General features: G+C 38.8%; 21 protein-coding genes and 1 rRNA gene. 6 read left to right on the top strand and 16 right to left on the bottom strand.

Annotated elements, in window-relative coordinates:
- Positions 1 to 85 precede the first annotated feature (85 nt).
- Together dnaG and rpoD are read left to right on the top strand one after the other, a co-directional pair.
- Positions 86 to 1,867, top strand: a complete 1,782-nt coding sequence (gene dnaG, locus KP712_RS08060) for a DNA primase (RefSeq protein ID WP_065264929.1) — start codon at positions 86 to 88, stop codon at positions 1,865 to 1,867.
- A gap of 71 nt (positions 1,868 to 1,938) precedes the next feature.
- On the top strand, positions 1,939 to 3,822 hold the full coding sequence (gene rpoD, locus KP712_RS08055) for an RNA polymerase sigma factor RpoD (RefSeq protein ID WP_048952884.1): 1,884 nt from the start codon (positions 1,939 to 1,941) through the stop codon (positions 3,820 to 3,822).
- Positions 3,823 to 3,923: 101 nt separating this feature from the next.
- Here rpoD and rplI read toward each other — a convergent pair whose 3' ends face one another.
- The 5 genes from rplI to infA all read right to left on the bottom strand — a co-directional run bounded on the left by rplI (position 3,924) and on the right by infA (position 5,737).
- On the bottom strand, positions 3,924 to 4,373 hold the full coding sequence (rplI, locus tag KP712_RS08050; RefSeq protein WP_005627626.1) for a 50S ribosomal protein L9: 450 nt from the start codon (positions 4,371 to 4,373) through the stop codon (positions 3,924 to 3,926).
- A 16-nt stretch (positions 4,374 to 4,389) separates the two neighbouring features.
- Entirely contained in the window at positions 4,390 to 4,617 is a 228-nt protein-coding gene (rpsR, locus tag KP712_RS08045) for a 30S ribosomal protein S18 (protein ID WP_005598105.1), read from the bottom strand.
- Between the two features lie 12 nt (positions 4,618 to 4,629).
- On the bottom strand, positions 4,630 to 4,956 hold the full coding sequence (priB, locus tag KP712_RS08040; protein WP_065264930.1) for a primosomal replication protein N: 327 nt from the start codon (positions 4,954 to 4,956) through the stop codon (positions 4,630 to 4,632).
- Positions 4,943 to 5,320: a 30S ribosomal protein S6 gene (gene rpsF, locus KP712_RS08035; RefSeq protein ID WP_005627620.1), complete on the bottom strand. Its 378-nt coding sequence runs from the start codon at positions 5,318 to 5,320 to the stop codon at positions 4,943 to 4,945. The genes priB and rpsF overlap by 14 nt, the downstream gene beginning before the upstream one ends.
- Positions 5,321 to 5,518: 198 nt before the next feature.
- Positions 5,519 to 5,737: a translation initiation factor IF-1 gene (gene infA, locus KP712_RS08030; protein WP_005627617.1), complete on the bottom strand. Its 219-nt coding sequence runs from the start codon at positions 5,735 to 5,737 to the stop codon at positions 5,519 to 5,521.
- A gap of 205 nt (positions 5,738 to 5,942) precedes the next feature.
- On the opposite strand from infA, the gene rsmA reads away from it, so the two are divergent.
- From rsmA to KP712_RS08010, 4 genes are all read left to right on the top strand, one after another.
- Complete coding sequence (gene rsmA, locus KP712_RS08025; RefSeq protein WP_111407917.1) at positions 5,943 to 6,806, top strand: 16S rRNA (adenine(1518)-N(6)/adenine(1519)-N(6))-dimethyltransferase RsmA; 864 nt, start codon at positions 5,943 to 5,945, stop codon at positions 6,804 to 6,806.
- A gap of 14 nt (positions 6,807 to 6,820) precedes the next feature.
- Complete coding sequence (gene apaH, locus KP712_RS08020) at positions 6,821 to 7,648, top strand: bis(5'-nucleosyl)-tetraphosphatase (symmetrical) ApaH (RefSeq protein WP_111407918.1); 828 nt, start codon at positions 6,821 to 6,823, stop codon at positions 7,646 to 7,648.
- Between the two features lie 9 nt (positions 7,649 to 7,657).
- Positions 7,658 to 8,281 carry a glucose-6-phosphate 1-dehydrogenase family protein gene (locus KP712_RS08015; RefSeq protein WP_111407919.1) on the top strand — a complete coding sequence of 208 codons (624 nt, stop codon included), beginning with the start codon at positions 7,658 to 7,660 and terminating at the stop codon, positions 8,279 to 8,281.
- A gap of 100 nt (positions 8,282 to 8,381) precedes the next feature.
- Positions 8,382 to 9,716, top strand: coding sequence for an NAD(P)/FAD-dependent oxidoreductase (locus tag KP712_RS08010; RefSeq protein WP_111407920.1), 1,335 nt, complete (start codon positions 8,382 to 8,384; stop codon positions 9,714 to 9,716).
- Positions 9,717 to 9,756: 40 nt separating this feature from the next.
- Here the strand turns inward: KP712_RS08010 and rseB are convergent, their stop codons facing one another.
- The 11 genes from rseB to rrf form a co-directional block, all read right to left on the bottom strand.
- Positions 9,757 to 10,704 (bottom strand): sigma-E factor regulatory protein RseB, encoded by a 948-nt coding sequence (gene rseB, locus KP712_RS08005; protein ID WP_032803392.1) that lies wholly within the window; start codon positions 10,702 to 10,704, stop codon positions 9,757 to 9,759.
- Between the two features lie 87 nt (positions 10,705 to 10,791).
- Positions 10,792 to 11,379 carry a sigma-E factor negative regulatory protein gene (locus KP712_RS08000; protein ID WP_009500401.1) on the bottom strand — a complete coding sequence of 196 codons (588 nt, stop codon included), beginning with the start codon at positions 11,377 to 11,379 and terminating at the stop codon, positions 10,792 to 10,794.
- A 17-nt stretch (positions 11,380 to 11,396) separates the two neighbouring features.
- Positions 11,397 to 11,975 carry an RNA polymerase sigma factor RpoE gene (rpoE, locus tag KP712_RS07995; RefSeq protein ID WP_005627595.1) on the bottom strand — a complete coding sequence of 193 codons (579 nt, stop codon included), beginning with the start codon at positions 11,973 to 11,975 and terminating at the stop codon, positions 11,397 to 11,399.
- A gap of 108 nt (positions 11,976 to 12,083) precedes the next feature.
- Entirely contained in the window at positions 12,084 to 12,341 is a 258-nt protein-coding gene (locus KP712_RS07990) for a succinate dehydrogenase assembly factor 2 (RefSeq protein ID WP_005643996.1), read from the bottom strand.
- A gap of 94 nt (positions 12,342 to 12,435) precedes the next feature.
- The gene (mscL, locus tag KP712_RS07985; protein WP_005630888.1) at positions 12,436 to 12,822 is read right to left on the bottom strand and encodes a large-conductance mechanosensitive channel protein MscL; all 387 of its coding nucleotides are present in this window, start codon (positions 12,820 to 12,822) and stop codon (positions 12,436 to 12,438) included.
- Between the two features lie 73 nt (positions 12,823 to 12,895).
- Positions 12,896 to 14,272 (bottom strand): Trk system potassium transporter TrkA, encoded by a 1,377-nt coding sequence (gene trkA, locus KP712_RS07980; RefSeq protein ID WP_140450255.1) that lies wholly within the window; start codon positions 14,270 to 14,272, stop codon positions 12,896 to 12,898.
- Positions 14,273 to 14,275: 3 nt separating this feature from the next.
- Positions 14,276 to 15,079, bottom strand: coding sequence for a glycosyltransferase family A protein (locus tag KP712_RS07975; RefSeq protein ID WP_048952909.1), 804 nt, complete (start codon positions 15,077 to 15,079; stop codon positions 14,276 to 14,278).
- 8 nt (positions 15,080 to 15,087) lie between these two features.
- Entirely contained in the window at positions 15,088 to 16,440 is a 1,353-nt protein-coding gene (rsmB, locus tag KP712_RS07970) for a 16S rRNA (cytosine(967)-C(5))-methyltransferase RsmB (protein ID WP_048952875.1), read from the bottom strand.
- Entirely contained in the window at positions 16,440 to 17,396 is a 957-nt protein-coding gene (gene fmt / locus KP712_RS07965) for a methionyl-tRNA formyltransferase (protein WP_111407922.1), read from the bottom strand. The genes rsmB and fmt overlap by 1 nt, the downstream gene beginning before the upstream one ends.
- A 75-nt stretch (positions 17,397 to 17,471) precedes the next feature.
- Complete coding sequence (def, locus tag KP712_RS07960; RefSeq protein WP_111407923.1) at positions 17,472 to 17,981, bottom strand: peptide deformylase; 510 nt, start codon at positions 17,979 to 17,981, stop codon at positions 17,472 to 17,474.
- 221 nt (positions 17,982 to 18,202) lie between these two features.
- Positions 18,203 to 18,318 (bottom strand): 5S ribosomal RNA (gene rrf / locus KP712_RS07955).
- Between the last annotated feature and the right edge of the window lie 10 nt (positions 18,319 to 18,328).

The following is an 18,328-nucleotide window of genomic DNA, read 5'->3' as shown; positions in this document are numbered from 1 at the left end:
ACTCACGGTTTTGTTACTTTAAGCAAAACAAAAATCTACGCCAAAAACGACCGCACTTTCACACCACGATCACGGAGGCTCGACAATGAAAGGTTCTATTCCACGCCCCTTTATTGATGATTTGCTAACAAAATCCGATATTGTCGATGTGATTAACACGCGCGTAAAACTAAAAAAAGCTGGCCGCGATTATCAAGCCTGCTGCCCTTTCCATCACGAAAAAACACCATCCTTCACGGTTAGTCAAAAGAAACAGTTTTATCATTGCTTCGGCTGTGGCGCACATGGTAATGCCATTTCCTTTTTAATGGATTATGACAAACTTGAATTTGTAGAGGCTATTGAAGAACTTGCAGCGATGGCAGGGCTTGAAGTTCCTTACGAAAAACGCGCTAATAACAGCGGGAAACCTCAAGCTAATTATCAAACCAAACGAAATCTCTATGAATTAATGCAAGAGATTGCCAAGTTTTATCAAAGCCAATTGCCATTAAATACGCAAGCGCAAGAATATTTACAACAACGTGGGCTTTCGGCTGAAATTATTGAGCGTTTCCAAATTGGGTTTGTACCGAATGCAATGGATACGGTATTACGTAAATTTGGTGTCAATCGCGAAGAACAACAAAAACTCATTGAATTAGGCATGCTTTCTCGAAATGATCGTGGCAATATTTACGATAAATTCCGAAATCGCATTATGTTTCCAATTCGCGATAAACGTGGGCGCACAGTGGCTTTTGGAGGGCGGGTATTAACAGATGAAAAACCGAAATATCTGAATTCGCCAGAAACCATTACTTATCATAAAGGTAACGAGCTTTATGGTTTGTATGAAGCCTTACAAGCCAACGATGAACCAAAACAATTACTTGTTGTTGAAGGTTATATGGATGTGGTGGCATTAGCACAATTTGGCGTGGATTATGCGGTCGCTTCTTTAGGTACGTCCACAACATCAGAACAAATTCAACTTATTTTTCGTTCGACTGAGCAAGTTGTTTGTTGTTACGATGGTGACCGTGCAGGGCGTGATGCGGCTTGGCGAGCATTAGAAAATGCGTTGCCTTATTTAGAAGATGGCAGACAACTCAAATTTATTTTCTTACCAGAGGGAGAAGATCCTGATACTTACATTCGCCAATATGGCAAAGAAAAATTTGAAGAATATATCGAAAGTGCACAATCTTTAAGCGAGTTTATGTTTGCTCACTTAAGCCCACAAGTTGATTTTTCTAGCAAAGAAGGGCGCGGAAAATTAGTTGCTCTGGCTGCACCGTTAATTCGCCAAATTCCAGGGGAAATGCTGCGCTTATCACTACGCAATATGCTTGCTCAGAAACTTGGGATTTTTGATCAAACTCAGCTAGAAAATCTTATTCCAAAACAATTAGAACAAACTGACACACAACAAAAAGTTGCTAATAATAAAATCAAGAAGACACCAATGCGAATGGTCATTTCATTGCTTCTTCAAAATCCTGAATTAGTGAAAAGAATGTCTGAAAGCGGTGTGCAAGCATTACGTGCAGAAGCTGGTTTTGAAATTCTGGAAAAATTGACCGCACTTTGTCGCCAACGAGAAGGGATTACGACAGGGCAGATTTTAGAGCACTTCCGTGATACGCCTTACAACAATCCTCTTGAAATACTGGCAACTTGGGATCATTTATTAGACGAAGCAGAAATAATCAATGCATTTTCACAAAACTATCGCCGCTTAAATATTCAAGCCATTGAGCGGGATATTGAAATGCTTATTGCTAAAGAACGAGCTGAAGGACTTACTAACGAGGAAAAAACAGTGCTCGTTCACCTTTTAGCGGGTAAAGAACAGCAGAAAAAACAGTTAGTTAATCCGCAATAACAATGATAAAATTCTAAGTTTGTAACAAGAATTATATTGCTACTATCACATCAAGCAAAACGGATATAAAAATGGAAAAAAATCAACAATCTACAGCTGAACAATATTCAGAACAAATTGAACAACTGATGGAATTAGGTCGCACTCAAGGTTATTTAACCTATGCAGAAATTAATGATTTATTACCAGAAGATGTCATCGACCCTGAATATTACGATAAGTTGCTACAAACGCTGCAAAATGATGCAGGGATTCCGGTTTTGGACGAAGCCCCTGAAAGCGATGAGATGATGTTGAATGACACCATTCCGGATGAAGATGCGGTGGAAGAGGCAACCCAAATTCTTTCAAATGTAGAATCTGAAATCGGTCGAACAACCGATCCTGTCCGTATGTATATGCGTGAAATGGGAACCGTTGATCTTCTTACTCGTGAAGATGAAATCAGCATTGCAAAACGTATTGAAGAAGGAATTGATGAAGTTCAAACATCCATTGCAGCCTATCCTGAAGCTTTAAATGGGTTGCTAAAAAATTATGATGATGTGGAAAAAGGAAACTTCCGTTTAGCTGACTTAATTACAGGTTTTGTCGATCCAAATGCCGAAATAGAAGAACATAATGTCATTGATGAAAACTTTTCTGAAGACGGAGAAGAATCAGAAAGTGCGGACGTTGAAGATAATGAAGATGAAGACGAAAGCGAATCAGAATCTACATCAGATTCAAGCGAATCTGATAATAGCATCGATCCAGAGGTCGCGAGAGAAAAATTCCAACAGTTAAAAGACCAGCATACCAAAACGCTTGCTGTTATTGAAAAACATGGTCGCTCAGGAAAACGAGCCCAGGATCAAATCGTACTGCTTGGTGAAATTTTTAAACAATTCCGCTTAGTACCAAAACAATTCGATTTACTCGTTTTATCAATGAAAGAAATGATGAAACGTGTGCGCTATGAAGAACGCCAATTACAAAAAATATTAGTTGATATTGCTGGAATGCCAAAAGATGATTTTGAAAAACTCATTACAACTAATGGCAGCAATACTGAATGGGTACAAAAAGCCTTAAAATCAAGCAAATCATGGGCAAAACGCTTACCAAAATATGAAGAACGTATTCTTGAGGCATTAAACAACTTAGCTAACATTGAAGAAAATACGAAACTTACCATTACCCAAATGCGCGATATTTGTGATGCAGTCTCCCGAGGTGAACAAAAAGCTCGTCGTGCCAAAAAAGAAATGGTAGAAGCTAACTTGCGTTTAGTAATTTCCATCGCGAAAAAATACACGAATCGCGGTTTACAATTCCTAGACTTAATTCAAGAAGGGAATATTGGCTTAATGAAAGCGGTAGATAAATTTGAGTATCGCCGTGGTTATAAATTCTCTACATATGCGACTTGGTGGATTCGCCAAGCAATTACACGATCTATTGCAGACCAAGCTCGTACAATCCGTATTCCGGTACATATGATTGAAACAATCAATAAACTTAACCGCATTTCTCGCCAGTTACTACAAGAAATGGGACGTGAAGCAACGCCAGAAGAATTAGCTGAACGCATGGGTATGCCGGAAGATAAAATCCGTAAGGTATTGAAAATTGCAAAAGAGCCAATTTCTATGGAAACGCCTATCGGTGATGACGATGACTCACATTTAGGTGATTTTATTGAAGATTCAACCTTAGAACTTCCTTTAGATTCTGCAACAGCACAAAGCTTAAGAGTTGCGACTCACGAAGTTCTTGAAGGCCTAACACCACGAGAAGCAAAAGTATTACGTATGCGTTTTGGTATCGATATGAATACCGATCATACGCTTGAAGAAGTGGGTAAACAATTCGACGTTACACGCGAACGTATTCGTCAAATTGAAGCAAAAGCGTTACGTAAATTACGCCATCCGAGCCGCTCAGAAACATTAAGAAGTTTCCTTGACGACTAAAAGTTACAAATAAAAAGGAGCTATGCTCCTTTTTTATTACATTAAACTAATAATAAAAAAACCCGATCTAAGACCGGGTTTTATTTTGCCTATCTGACAAATTATTCTGCAACAACGATTACATCTAATGTTGCAAATACTTCACCGTGAAGTTGGAAACGAACATCGTGGTCACCAAGAGTACGGATTGGACCGTTTGGTAAACGAACTTCACTTTTCGCAATTTTAACGCCTGCTGCAGTTACTGCTTCTGCCACATCACGAGTAGTGATTGCGCCGAATAAACGACCTTCATCACCTGCTTTAGATGCGATAGTCACAGAACCTAATGCAGTAACTTCTGCTGCACGAGCTTGAGCTGCTGCAAGATTTGCTGCTGCTGCCGCTTCTAATTCTGCACGACGTGCTTCAAAGTGTTCAATGTTAGCTTTAGTTGCCATAACTGCTTTACCTTGTGGGATTAAGAAGTTACGCGCAAAACCTGATTTAACATTTACTTGATCGCCCACTTGACCTAAGTGAACAATTTTATCTAAAAGAATTACTTGCATTACCGTATCTCCTTAATTACTGATGATTGTCAGTGTATGGAAGTAACGCTAAATAGCGAGCGCGTTTGATTGCACGTGCTAATTGACGTTGGTACTTCGCACGAGTACCGGTAATACGGCTAGGTACAATTTTGCCGCTTTCTGAAATATAGTTCTTTAATGTAGCGATATCTTTGTAATCGATTTCAACAACATTTTCCGCTGTGAAACGGCAGAACTTACGACGACGGAAATAACGTGCCATTTGGCTAGTCTCCTAATCTATAAATTCGATTTGCTCGGCATGTAAAACTAATTGGCATAACCCACTTTGGGTTTTATGTGATGTAATAAATCCCACCACCAAAATTTTACTACCGACCGTAATGCTTTGAGTTTTTTCTATCAATTGATTACCACTAATTTGAACTGGCATCTTTAACCAAGCTTGACGTGTGAAACCACCTTCAATCTGATCAGAACGATGTTCTAACAAAAACTTGCAATGCTCAATTCCACTAGGGCTCTTTAATCGCTTTGGCAACTGAGAAACGATTCCCATAACCGAAAAACGATTATCAATTTTCAAATTACTCTTCAGCATCCTCAAAATCGTTGTTTTCAACTTCAGCTAAAGGTTTACGTTCTTCTTTAGCCGCTTTCATTGGGGACGCTTCTGTTACGGCGTGCTTAGTATGGATAACAAGACTGCGTAATACAGCATCGTTATAACGGAAAGTCGTTTCTAGCTCGTCGATGACTTGTTGAGGCGCTTCTACATTCATAAGCACATAGTGTGCTTTGTGTAATTTATTAATTGGGTACGCTAATTGGCGACGTCCCCAATCTTCTAGGCGATGAACTTGACCACCAGCTTCTTTTACAGAACCGGTGTAGCGTTCGATCATACCTGGTACTTGCTCGCTTTGGTCCGGATGAACCATAAACACGATTTCGTAGTGACGCATTACTGCTCCTTACGGGTTAATCAGCCTTTGACGTAGATCAGCCACCAATCTGCAAAGGCAAGGAACGAAAAATTCAATGTGGCTAAGGGTTGCGGATTATACCGATTTTTTTACGTTCCGCAACCAGTTTGAGTTCTTTTTGAACAAAAAAGAAGGCCGATATTATAACAATATCGGCCTATCTCAAGTCTTCTGCGATTAACGACTGCGGAAAATAATACGACCTTTACTTAAATCATAAGGAGTCATTTCTACAGTCACTTTATCCCCAGTCAAAATACGGATATAATTTTTACGCATTTTTCCAGAAATATGTGCAGTAACCACGTGACCGTTTTCTAACTCCACGCGGAACATAGTATTCGGTAAAGTCTCTAAAATTGTGCCTTGCATTTCAATGCAATCTTCTTTCGCCATTGTATCCTCTAAAAATAATCGATTTTTTATCCGCACTTTAGGCGGAAAAGTTAAGAAAAACGGGCGGATTATAGCCGTTTTTGGCTTTCTACGAAAGAAAAAATAATATTGTTCATAAAAAACTCAATTTAGCATAAGTTAACAATGATTTACAAAGCCAAAACAAGCCCTATAATAACCGCACTCTTATAAAAGAAGATAATATATGAATTCAAAAAAACACTTAGGCCATACGGCGCGTAAACGCTTTGGTCAAAACTTTTTACATGATACCTCTGTAATTCAAGGTATCGTGGCGGCAATTTACCCTCACCCCAATCAATTCTTAGTGGAAATTGGTCCTGGGCTGGGGGCATTAACAGAGCCTGTTGGTGAACTTGTCGATCATCTGACTGTAGTAGAGCTTGACCGAGACTTAGCAGAACGTTTACGTCACCATCCATTTTTACATCAAAAGCTAACCGTTATTGAAACGGATGCGATGCAATTTGATTTTGGTGAACTTTATACAAAAGAAAATTTAGCAGAAAAAGGGCAAAAATTACGTGTGTTTGGTAACTTACCTTACAACATTTCTACCCCATTGATGTTCCACTTGTTTAAGTATCATGATGTGATTCAAGATATGCACTTCATGCTGCAAAAAGAAGTGGTGAAACGCTTATGTGCAGGACCAAATAGTAAAGCCTATGGCCGTTTAACCATTATGGCGCAATACTTCTGCCAAGTGATGCCTGTACTTGAAGTGCCACCTTCTGCCTTCAAACCTGCACCGAAAGTGGATTCAGCTGTTGTGCGTTTAATTCCTCATAAAGAATTGCCGCACCCTGTAAAAGATTTATATTGGCTGAACCGCGTGTGCTCCCAAGCGTTTAATCAACGCCGTAAAACACTGCGCAATGCGCTCTCAACATTATTTTCACCTGAAAATCTGACCGCACTTGGTATTGATTTAAATGCACGTGCAGAAAATTTGGCTATCGCAGATTATGCCCGCTTAGCAAACTGGTTGGCGGATAATCCTCCTGCTGATATTAATAAAGATGAAATCTTAGATTCAGAAGAGTAAAAGAGCGGTCAAAAATGGCAACCTATTTCGTCGGCGACTTGCAAGGCTGTTATGATGAATTACAGCTTTTATTAGAGAGTGTAGATTTCAATCCTACGCAAGATAAACTTTATCTTGTGGGAGATCTTGTGGCCCGTGGGGATAAATCACTTGAATGCCTTCGTTTCGTAAAATCACTTGGCAATGCAGCACAAACTGTACTAGGCAATCACGATTTACACTTAATTGCGACTGCACTGGGTATTAAAAAAGTGAAACCACGTGATCGTGTTGGTGCCATTTTTAATGCGCCCGATTTTGATGAACTGATTCATTGGTTACGTCATCAGCCATTACTTGTACACAATGAAGAATTAAACTTCCTGATGGCGCATGCTGGTATTTCGCCTGATTGGGATTTGAAAACTGCGAAATCTTGTGCAGCTGAAGTTGAACAGATTTTGCAACACGGTGATTTTCATTATCTCATTGAAAATATGTATTCTGAACAGCCTGATCGCTGGTCGCCAGATTTACAGGGCTTAGCGCGTCATCGTTACATCATTAATGCTTTTACTCGAATGCGTTTTTGCTATTTAGATCATCGTTTTGATTTTGCCTGTAAATCCCCTTTAAAAGATGCACCAGCTGAACTCACGCCTTGGTTTAATTTAGATAACCCACTTTATAAACAAATTCCCATTATCTTTGGGCATTGGGCAAGTTTAGTGGATGAGCCTACTCCACCAGGTATTTATGCCTTGGATACAGGATGTGTGTGGAATAATCGGATGAGCCTGTTGCGTTGGGAAGACAGACAGATCTTCACGCAAAGTGCGGTCAAAAATTACAGTGATTTTTAAGGAAACGCCATGCTCTCGCTCAATGCTGAATCTTGCGAACTGTTCAATATTCCTTTCTATCAATTCGCCCAAATGAAGAAATTCTGCCCGGAAGATATTCCGGCAATTAAAGCTGATTACAAATTACATTGGGATAACTGGAAAGCTATTATCCAAGAAGTCGCAAAGCAGCTTGGCACACCTTTTGCAAAACCGCATATTGAAAGCTGGACCAATGGCTGGCAGGTACGCGCCCATTTCTTCGCTTATTTTAAATACGAGTTTAACCAAAATTCTGCAGCCATTTTTTCCGTGCTCTTAAATCGCCGTCGATTAAGAGTGTGCTTGGATTGGCACTGCTATCGTGCCGATCGCTCACAAATTAATGTGCAACAATATAATTATTGGCTTGATCAATTTGATTTCAAACAATTTGCTGATTTTGATATTTGGCGAGAGGGTGAAAGTGAATATGATGATTTTCGCCAAGTAAAACAAATGACTAAAAACGATCTCATTTTACGCTCAGAAGAAGATTTTTGGTGTATTGGGAAAAGTATTGAAAAAGATCAACTAAGTCAAATCGATCCCATTTTATTTATCACCCAAACCATCCAACAATTACAACCGCTTTACGATCGCTGCCATCAATGAAATGCGGTCATTTCCATTAAATTTTTTCTTCTTGTTTATTTGTTATGCTATCATTACAGCAGTTTAACATTTTTAACAATTTTGCTTTTAGGAGTACATTATGAAAAACGTCGTGATCGTTGGCGGGGGGGCTGGCGGCATTGAATTAGCGACATTTTTAGGCGACAAATTAGGTCGAAAAGAACAGGCTAAAGTGACGCTTGTGGATCGCAATACGACCCATTTGTGGAAACCATTATTACATGAAATAGCTACGGGTGTGATGGATGATGGCATGGATTCTCTTAGCTATCGCGCACATGGTAAAAATCACCATTTCAGTTTTGAACAGGGTTCAATCACTCGTATTAATCGTGAACAAAAATATGTTGAACTCGCCCCTGTTTATGGGCAAGAAGGCGATATGCTCGTCATTGCTCGCCGAATTCCTTATGATTACTTAGTGGTTGCAATCGGTAGCAAATCAAATGATTTCAACACAAAAGGTGTGGCAGATAACTGTATTTTCTTAGACAGCTCAGATCAAGCATTGCGCTTTCAGCAAAAAATGTTGGAATTATTCCTTAAATTCTCTGAAAACCGTGCTTTAGATGATATTGGTGAAGAAGAATTTAAACAAAAATTAGTGGATGAAAATAAAGTGAATATTGCCATTGTCGGTGGTGGAGCAACTGGTGTGGAATTAACAGCTGAGCTTTATCATGCTACGGAAGATTTATCTTCTTACGGCTATGGCAAGATTGATAACTCATGTTTACAAGTCACACTCGTTGAAGCAGGACCTCGCTTACTGCCAGCATTACCCGAAGATTTATCCGCTGCAGTATTAGAGGAATTGCAAGAAATGGGCGCGAACGTGAAATTAAACACGATGATCACGGAAGCCCAACCAAACACGCTCATCACCAAAGATGACGAAGAAATCAAAGCTGATCTGATTGTGTGGGCAGCAGGTGTTCGCACCTCAACGGTGACACAGCAATTCGATGGATTAGAGCTTAACCGTATCAATCAATTAGTGGTAAAAGATACTCTCCAAACCACTGTGGATGACAGCATTTTCGCCATTGGCGACTGTGCAGCATTAATGCAACCAAACGGTAAATTAGTCCCGCCAAGAGCTCAAGCCGCACATCAAATGGCAAAAGCTTGTGCAAAAAATATCTTTGCACTTTTTGAGCAAAAACCATTAAAAGCATTTAAATATAATGATAAAGGCACCTTGGTTTCTCTCTCGAGCTTTACTGCATTAGGCAGTATTTCGAATAAATTTGGAAAAAATCCACTTACCGTTCAAGGTAAATTTGCACAATTTGCCTATGTATCCTTATATAGAATGCATCAACATGCTTTACATGGTTGCATTAAAATTGGATTGATTATTCTGGTTGATAAACTTAATCGTTATTTAAAACCAAGATTAAAATTACACTAATCTTTAAAAACAAAAGTGCGGTGAAAAATCACCGCACTTATTATCGAAATTTAACTTCTTGTACAATACGCTTAGCTGCAGCTATGGGCAATTGCCCGATAAAAGTAATTTCTTTTCCACCATTCACTTCACTATAAATCGTATATGCCCCTTGCTTCCAAGTATTTTCTGGCAAAACATTAGAACCTGCGTTAGAAACAAATAGTGTAAAAGTAAACAAACCATCGCTATATAGCGCACTATCTATCACTTCATTTTCTAATGTTTCTTGAGTATATCGAATTAAAGAAAAACCTTGTGGCAACCAACCTGCAGACCAAGTTATATCTGAACTTTGTTCATTTTTACTTTCTTTCAACAAAGGGGGCATTGAGACTTTATTAATATACTCCGTCAACCCTCTTAGTCTATCGTCGATATAAAGCGTTACAACTCTAAACTGATCAAGTAATTTACCCTCACTATCAAGCATATCACCGCGTAATAATAAACCATTTTCTTCATCGACAAACACTAAATATTGATATCGGAAATCATCTTTAGGGACGATACGAATCGTGTCAGCAAAACGCCCAGCCACTCGATCTTTTCCTATTTTTATAAAATCATAAACTGAAGAAAGTTTATCAAAATCAGCGCGAACAACAGCCGGCATTGCATCGACAATATTGCCACTATTAAGCGTAAATGCTTGAGTATTTGGCTGAAAATAACTGACTAAATTATCACGTTGAATAATTTCTTGTTGACGCCCATCAAGCGTCACTAATTGCGCATAAGTTTTATTATCTTTCTTAATATGACGATAGCGAAAGGAATCCATATTTGATGGGGTTGTTTGAACAAAGGCAAGCTCATAATTGAGATTATCCAATGCTTGTGTCATTTTATCTAAAGACTGCTTCGCAGAAAGCTCTTCAGCTGAAGTAATGTTACTAAATAGAAAAGAAAGAGAAAGTGCGGTGAGTTTTAACGCGATTTTTTTCATAAACATTAAATTTAAAGGATAAAAATTCACCACACTAAATAGTATATTAGGTGGTGAATTAACATAAATGCACAGGGCTAATCCATATTATTTTTGACTATTACTACTTACATTTAATGCATCTGCATTCATACGACGTTGTAATTCATAGTTCTGTAACATCGCACCAATACGGCGACTTTTTTGTTCAAGCTGCTCTGATGTCAATGTATCTTTGCTCGGCGCATTGTAGCTAACCTCTTGAACCGCATTATTAAATGGCAAGGTTTGCAATACTGGAGTCTCAGGTAAATTAGACGCTTCGTTTTTATTATTGAAAGATTGAACACCAAGTACCGCCACTAAACATACACCAGCAGCAACCGCAACTTGCGTCATTGGCGCAAAGAACGCTTTTAATTTTTGCATAAATGCAGAATTATGTGCATCTTCTGGTTCAGGTTGAGACACGGCAATGACATCGACTTTCTTCACTTCTTCAGATTCAATTAAACCTGCCATTTTAGCGGTAAAATCAGCCCCTAGAAACAAAACGCTTTCTTTACGCATCACTGCACGTACAGCATGGAATGCCTGCCAAGATTCTTGTAATTCTTCGTCTTTCAATAAAGCATCTGTCAAGCCAGCTTCGACTTGTTCGCCATCCATATAGGCTGAAAGTTGCTCTTTTTGCATAGTAAACTCCGACTTTTTTATTCGCGTTGCATCAGTGGTTGAATTTTATTCTCAATAATTTCCCTTGCGCGGAAAATACGAGAACGAACAGTACCAACAGGGCAATCCATAATTTCTGCAATCTCTTCATAGCTCAAACCTTCTAGCTCTCGCAAGGTGATTGCTGTTTTTAGATCTTCTGGCAAACTGTGAATCGTACTAAACACGATTCGTTCAAGTTCACTAGATAACATTTCATTTTCAGGGGTATCTACATCCCGCAAGTGCGTACCCACATCATAATTTTCAGCATCCTCAGCTAAAATATCTTCATTAGGTGGACGACGCCCTTGAGCCGTTAAATAATTTTTTGCCGTATTGACGGCAATTCGATAAAGCCATGTATAGAAAGCACTTTCGCCACGAAAAGATTCAATTGAGCGATAAGCCTTTATAAAGGATTCTTGCACCACATCAGGAATATCGTTACGTGATACATAGCGAGTCAAAAGCCCCGCCACTTTATTCTGATAACGAGAAACCAACAAATTGAAGGCTTTCTTATCCCCTTGCTGCACTCTTTCTACCAAAGCCTGATCTGTTAGCTGTTCAGCCATATTTCTCCTATGCCAATATCTAACACGCCTTAATATTCAAGACAGCAAGCTCTTGTTGCAATCTCAGACACAAGTGTGTGAAAAAAGTTCATACGTATCTTAATAATTTTAATTAGTTGTGATTTTTTGTACGTTTTGGATATATTCCACCATAGATTGAATTTCTGAATCTGATGATTGACCACGATTAAAAAACCAAGAAAACAGCTGCAGATCTGTACTTGCTAATAAACGAATAAATATATCTTTTTTGTCATCTGTTAATTCATCAAAATGCTTCAAATAAAAAGGCATAATGATTTTATCCAACTCCAACATTCCTCGGCGGCAATCCCATTCAATACGGAGTTTATTATATTTTTCCATTTTTAATTCCTTAAATTTTAGGGGGCGATTATAGCCTAAAAAATAACAATAAAAAAAGGTTGGCATATTTACCAACCTTTATTTTTCAATTTCATTATTTATTTTTTAATAAATCGCGAATTTCTGTGAGCAAATCTTCTGATGTAGGACCTGCTTTTTTCTCTTCAGGTTTTCTCACTTTATTAAGTGCCTTAATCATCATAAAGATTGCAAAAGCAATAATAATGAAATCAATCACATTCTGAATAAATACACCGTAGTTTAAAGTAACAGCTGGAACATCACCTTGTGCTTGAGCTAATACAAATTTCATATCTTTGAAATCAATGCCACCTGTTAAAATACCAAGCACAGGCATAAAAATATCACTAACAAGTGAACTTACGATCTTACCAAACGCACCGCCGATAATCACACCGACAGCCATATCTACAACATTACCGCGCATTGCAAATTCGCGAAATTCTTTAATAAAACTCATAATAATTTTTCCTTTAGAGATTGAATAAAAGAGCGCCTATTATAATGAGTCGCTCTTAAAAGTAAATAAATCGTTAAATGAAGAATGCACTTGGCTGGAACAATTTTTCAATTTCAGGCACATTCTTCTTATCACTCAAATAAATCACCACATGATCGCCTTCTTCAATCACAACTTGGCGTCGTGCAACAATTACATCATTACCACGCAATAAAGCACCAATAATGGTTCCCATAGGCAAACGCAACTCGCCTATTTTGCGCCCGACCACATTGGAGGTGCTTTCATCACCATGCGCGACAATTTCAATAGCCTCAGCAATACCATGTCGTAATGTAGCCACATTTTTCACATCCCCTTTACGAACATGCCCAAGTAAAGCAGAAATTGTCGCTTGCTGTGGTGAAACTACAATATCAATACTTCCACCTTGAATCAGGTTTATATAGGCAATTCGTTGAATCAGCACCATTGCTTTCTTGGCTCCCAAACGTTTTGCCAATAAAGCGGACATAATATTCGCCTCATCATCACTACTCAATGAAAGGAACACATCGACATTTTCAATATGCTCTTCAAACAATAAATTTTGATCAGACGCATCACCATAAAAAACCAAGGTTTTTGAAAGTTTTTCAGCTAGCAAATTAGCCCGTTCTTCATCACGCTCAATTAATTTTACGGTACAAACATTTTCCAAACATTTCGCTACGCCAGCAGCAACATTTCCGCCCCCAACAATCATTACGCGTTTATAAGGTTTTTCTAAGCGTTGAAGTTCGCTCATTACTGCTTTTATATGCTCAGTTGCACAAATAAAAGTAATTTCATCACCGGCTTCAACAATAGTAGAACCCTGCGGACGAATCGGTTTGCCGTTACGCAAAATAGACATAATACGACAATCAATATGTGGCATATGTTCACGAAATGCGGAAAGCGCATATCCAACCAAAGGACCACCATAATAAGCTCTTACCACAACCATGCTAATACGATTATTAGCAAAATAGGCAACTTGTAATGCCCCTGGATAAGCAATTAAGCGTGTAATTTCATCTGTCACAAGATTTTCAGGCGAAATCAAATGATCAATAGGTACATTCTCATCATTGAATAACTTATCTTTTTCACGTAAATATTCTGAATTACGAATACGGGCAATACGAATTGGTGTATTAAATAATGTATAGCCCATTTGGCAGGCTACCATATTGATTTCATCAGAAGCTGTTACGGCAACCATTAAGTCGGCATCGGCCGCACCTGCATCGCGAAGCACTTTTGGTGATGATGGAGAGCCTTGCACCACACGCAAATCATGCTTTTCTTGTAAAGCTTGTAACTGTGGGGACTCATTATCAACTAGTGTGATATCGTTATCTTCACTAACCAAATTTTCGGCAAGCGTTGTTCCTACCTGACCTGCGCCCAAAATAATAATTTTCATCGCTTACTCCGTTCGTTCTAATACAAGAGGACGAATGCCTATTTCTGATGAATTTAGACCGCACTTTAATGCGTTAATTTGACGACAAATTTCATCTGTCACCCCATTAGCCTGCGCCATTTGTTCTTCAGTAATCTCCTGTGGCGATTTTTGGAATAAAATCGCATCCAATAGCCGTTCTGCATGCATTCCATCTCTGCAGTAATGAAGTACCCCAACATCATTAAATAGCGTTGCAACTTTAGCTATCTTAGTTGTCGCAATACCAAGTGCACCATCTTCACCGCCTAATTGACGAAATAATTCATCTTGTGGAAAACCGCCACACGCCAAGAAAAAAGCTCGACGAAAAACCATGCTCCCACCACAGGTCATTCGCATATGTTGCCATGCAAACTCAAAATTAGGATGTTCAGCGTAGCGCGCGGGCAAATCAATCGGTTTTAATGCTAAACGTACCACTGAGGTATCTGATTGAAAATGAAAAGTCGCCGCAGCAACTTCTAATGCGCCCTGTTCATAAGCATCATCAGCGTCTAAAAAAGCAATAAATTCATTACTTGATTGCAAAGCACCCCAATTGCGCGTTTTCGCCACCCCGCTATTTCTCGACATAGACTCGACAACTATCTTTTCCGGATATTGTGTTGCCCATTCTTGCGCTAAAGCTAACGTGTTATCTTTAGAGCCATCATCAATCAACCAAATTTTCCCCAAATAAGTTTGAGACAATACGGACTGCACTGCACGAGATAGCGTTTGTTCTGCATTATAGCAAGGAATAATTACATCAATATTGGCAAACATTTTAGCCTCTAAGCACATTTACGTAACTTCGCATAATAGAACCCATCACCACCATTTGGTTGCGGAATGAATTGAAAACCCACCGCACTTGTATCATCACCAAAAGGTAATGACAATAACTCTGCATCCGCGTGAGCATTTAAAAATGCTTGGATTTGTTCGCAATTTTCTTCTGGCAATACAGAACAAGTCGCATAAAGCAAAACACCATTTTCCTTAAGTTTTTCCCAAAGCGCACTCAGAATTTTCTTCTGTAATTCAACGAGCTGAGCGATATCGGCTTCTTTGCGTAACCATTTTATATCGGGGTGGCGACGAATCACCCCTGTAGCAGAACAAGGAGCATCAAGTAAAATTCGGTCAAATTTCACCGCACTTTTACCGATTTCATCTAACCATTCGTTAGGTTTACTCGCATCACCACACACCACTATCGCTTGCTGATTTAAACGTGCAAGATTTTCTTCCACTCGTTTTAAGCGATGCGCTTCTACATCTAATGCAATCACATTAGCTTGAGGTGCCAGTTCCAAAATATGGGTCGTCTTACCGCCCGGTGCCGCGCAAGCATCGAGGATCCACTCCTCATTTTTTGGCTCAAGCAACGTTGCTGCCCACTGTGCACTTAAATCTTGTACTGTTACAGCTCCTTCTTCAAAGTGCGGTAATTTTTGCACAGCAATCGGTATATCTAAACACAGCGCATTAGGATGATGGCTTGTTTTCGAAGAAACACCTTGTTCTTCAAGTAAAGTGCGGTAAGTTTCGAGTGAGTTTTTTTGTGAATTCACACGTAGCCACATTGGTGGTTTCTGATTGTTCGCCTCAATGATCTCACGCCAATTCGGATAGGCTTTTTTTAATTTATTCACGAACCATTCAGGGTGAAGCGTTTGCCAATTTTTATCAATAATTGCCAAAATTTCATCTTGCTCACGTAAAAATCTACGCAAAACCGCATTCACTAATCCTCTAAAACTATCAGATTTTAATGATTTTGTTGCGTTCACAACTTCATCAACTGCCGCATGAGCAGGCACTCTCATGTAAAGCAATTGGTATAACCCTACAAGCAACAGGCAATGAACAATGCGAGTTTTACCTTTAAGCGGTTTATCCACAAGACGTTTGATAATTTGCTCTAAGCGAGGCAATACGCGACACACGCCAAAACAAATTTCTTGTAACAAGGGCAAATCTTGGGCTTTAACAGAAGATTGCACTTCTGGAATTAACGCCGACAAGGATTTGCCCTCATCCAATACTTGCAAAATTAAGTTTGCTGCAATAGCTCTGGTCGAAAGTGCGGTCATTTTTACTGAATTTTTTACGTTGATAGTTTTAGAAGAAAATTTTTTCATTATGCAAGCATCTTACCAATAGTAAACCATTCTGCACGGCCATTTAATAAATCTTGTGCAGACATAGGCTTTTTACCTGCAGGTTGCAATTGCAATAAATTTAAGACGCCATCAACAGTCGCAATTTGAATGCCATTTTTGTCCGCACTTAAAATAGTTCCCGCTGGTTTATCTTGATGAGGAAACACTTCCGCTTGATATACTTTTAAAGTTTGTGCATTGCCATCCTTATCTTCTGTTGAAAAATAAGCAATCGGCCAAGGATTAAAAGCACGAATATTACGCTCAAGTTGCATTGCAGAAAGTGACCAATCTAATTGCGCCTCTTCTTTAGAAAGCTTTTCTGCATAATTGCTTTGACTGTCATCTTGTTTTTCGGCTATAAATTTACCGTTTTCAAGATTATCTAAAACATCGATTAATGCCGATGGAGCAAGCTCTGCCAGTTTGTTATAAAGACTTGTTGAAGTTTCAGTCGGTAAAATATCACAATAAACTTTGTGTAACATATCACCTGTATCTAAACCCTCATCCATTTGCATAATAGTTACGCCAGTTTGTGCATCACCAGCCCAAATTGAGCGCTGAATGGGTGCAGCTCCTCTCCAACGGGGAAGAATAGAACCATGCACATTCAAACAACCTAAACGAGGGGCGTCTAATACAGCTTTCGGTAAAATTAATCCATAAGCGACAACAACCATTACATCTGCATTTAACGCTTTTAGTTCAAACTGAGCCTCTTCTTTACGTAAGGATTTAGGTTGATAAACGGGAATGTTATTTTGCTCTGCAAGTTGCTTGACTGGGCTTGCTTGCAATTTTTTACCGCGACCAGCTGGTTTATCTGGTTGAGTATAAACAGCGATCACGTTATGTTGAGAATTTAGAATGGCTTGTAAATGCTGTGCAGCAAAATCTGGCGTACCAGCAAAAATAATATTAAGTGATTTCATAATGTTCTACGTTATGGTGATTGATAGGAAAAAGTGCGGTTAAAATCAACCGCACTTTAATTAAGAATAAGAAGCTTATTGTTTCGCAATTTGTTTTTTATATTTCACCAATTTTTCTTTAATACGTTGGCGTTTAAGTGGAGAAAGATAATCAACAAATAAAATTCCATTTAAATGATCAATTTCGTGTTGAATACATATCGCAAGCAAACCATCAGCATCTAAAGTAAATTCTTTACCATCACGATCTAACGCTCTCACTTTCACTTTTTCTTTACGAGTAACCAACGCACGGAACCCTGGAATGGATAAACACCCCTCTTCAATTCCAGTTTCGCCTTCAGAAGCCAAAATTTCAGGATTAATCAAGACAAGCTGATTTTTTTTATCACCTTCAACATCAATAGTAATAATACGTTGCAAAATATCTACTTGAGGTGCAGCTAAACCAATACCTTCCTCTTGATACATCGTATCAAACATATCATCAACAATTTTACGAATTGCATCATTAACTTCAGTAACAGGCTCACAAACAACCTTTAAGTGATCATCAGGATAAATTAAAACATTAAGTGCGGTCATAATTTCTCTTGTTTTAAGGATAGAATTTTAGCGGGATTGTAGCACAGCTAATAAAACATTTATAGGACGTGACTTCATATGAGTTGAAAAATCACTTATTTATTGAAAATTAAAATCAGACTCTTATTTGATTAAATAATGAGTAAATTCCAAAAAACAAAAACCCCAGTAGTTCAACTGGGGTTCTTCTGTTTTTATTTAATTTAGCTTTGTATTTAGTAACCTGGCGGTGCCCTACTCTCACATGGGGAAGCCCCACACTACCATCGGCATTACAGCGTTTCACTTCTGAGTTCGGTATGGTGTCAGGTGGTTCCACCGCACTATCGCCGCCAGGATAATTCTTT

It is taken from the genome of Haemophilus sp. SZY H68 (assembly GCF_018829685.1).
Taxonomy (GTDB): Bacteria; Pseudomonadota; Gammaproteobacteria; order Enterobacterales; family Pasteurellaceae; genus Haemophilus; species Haemophilus haemolyticus_K.
Note: the sequence above shows the minus strand (reverse complement) of the source record. Positions and strands in the feature narration are given on the sequence as shown.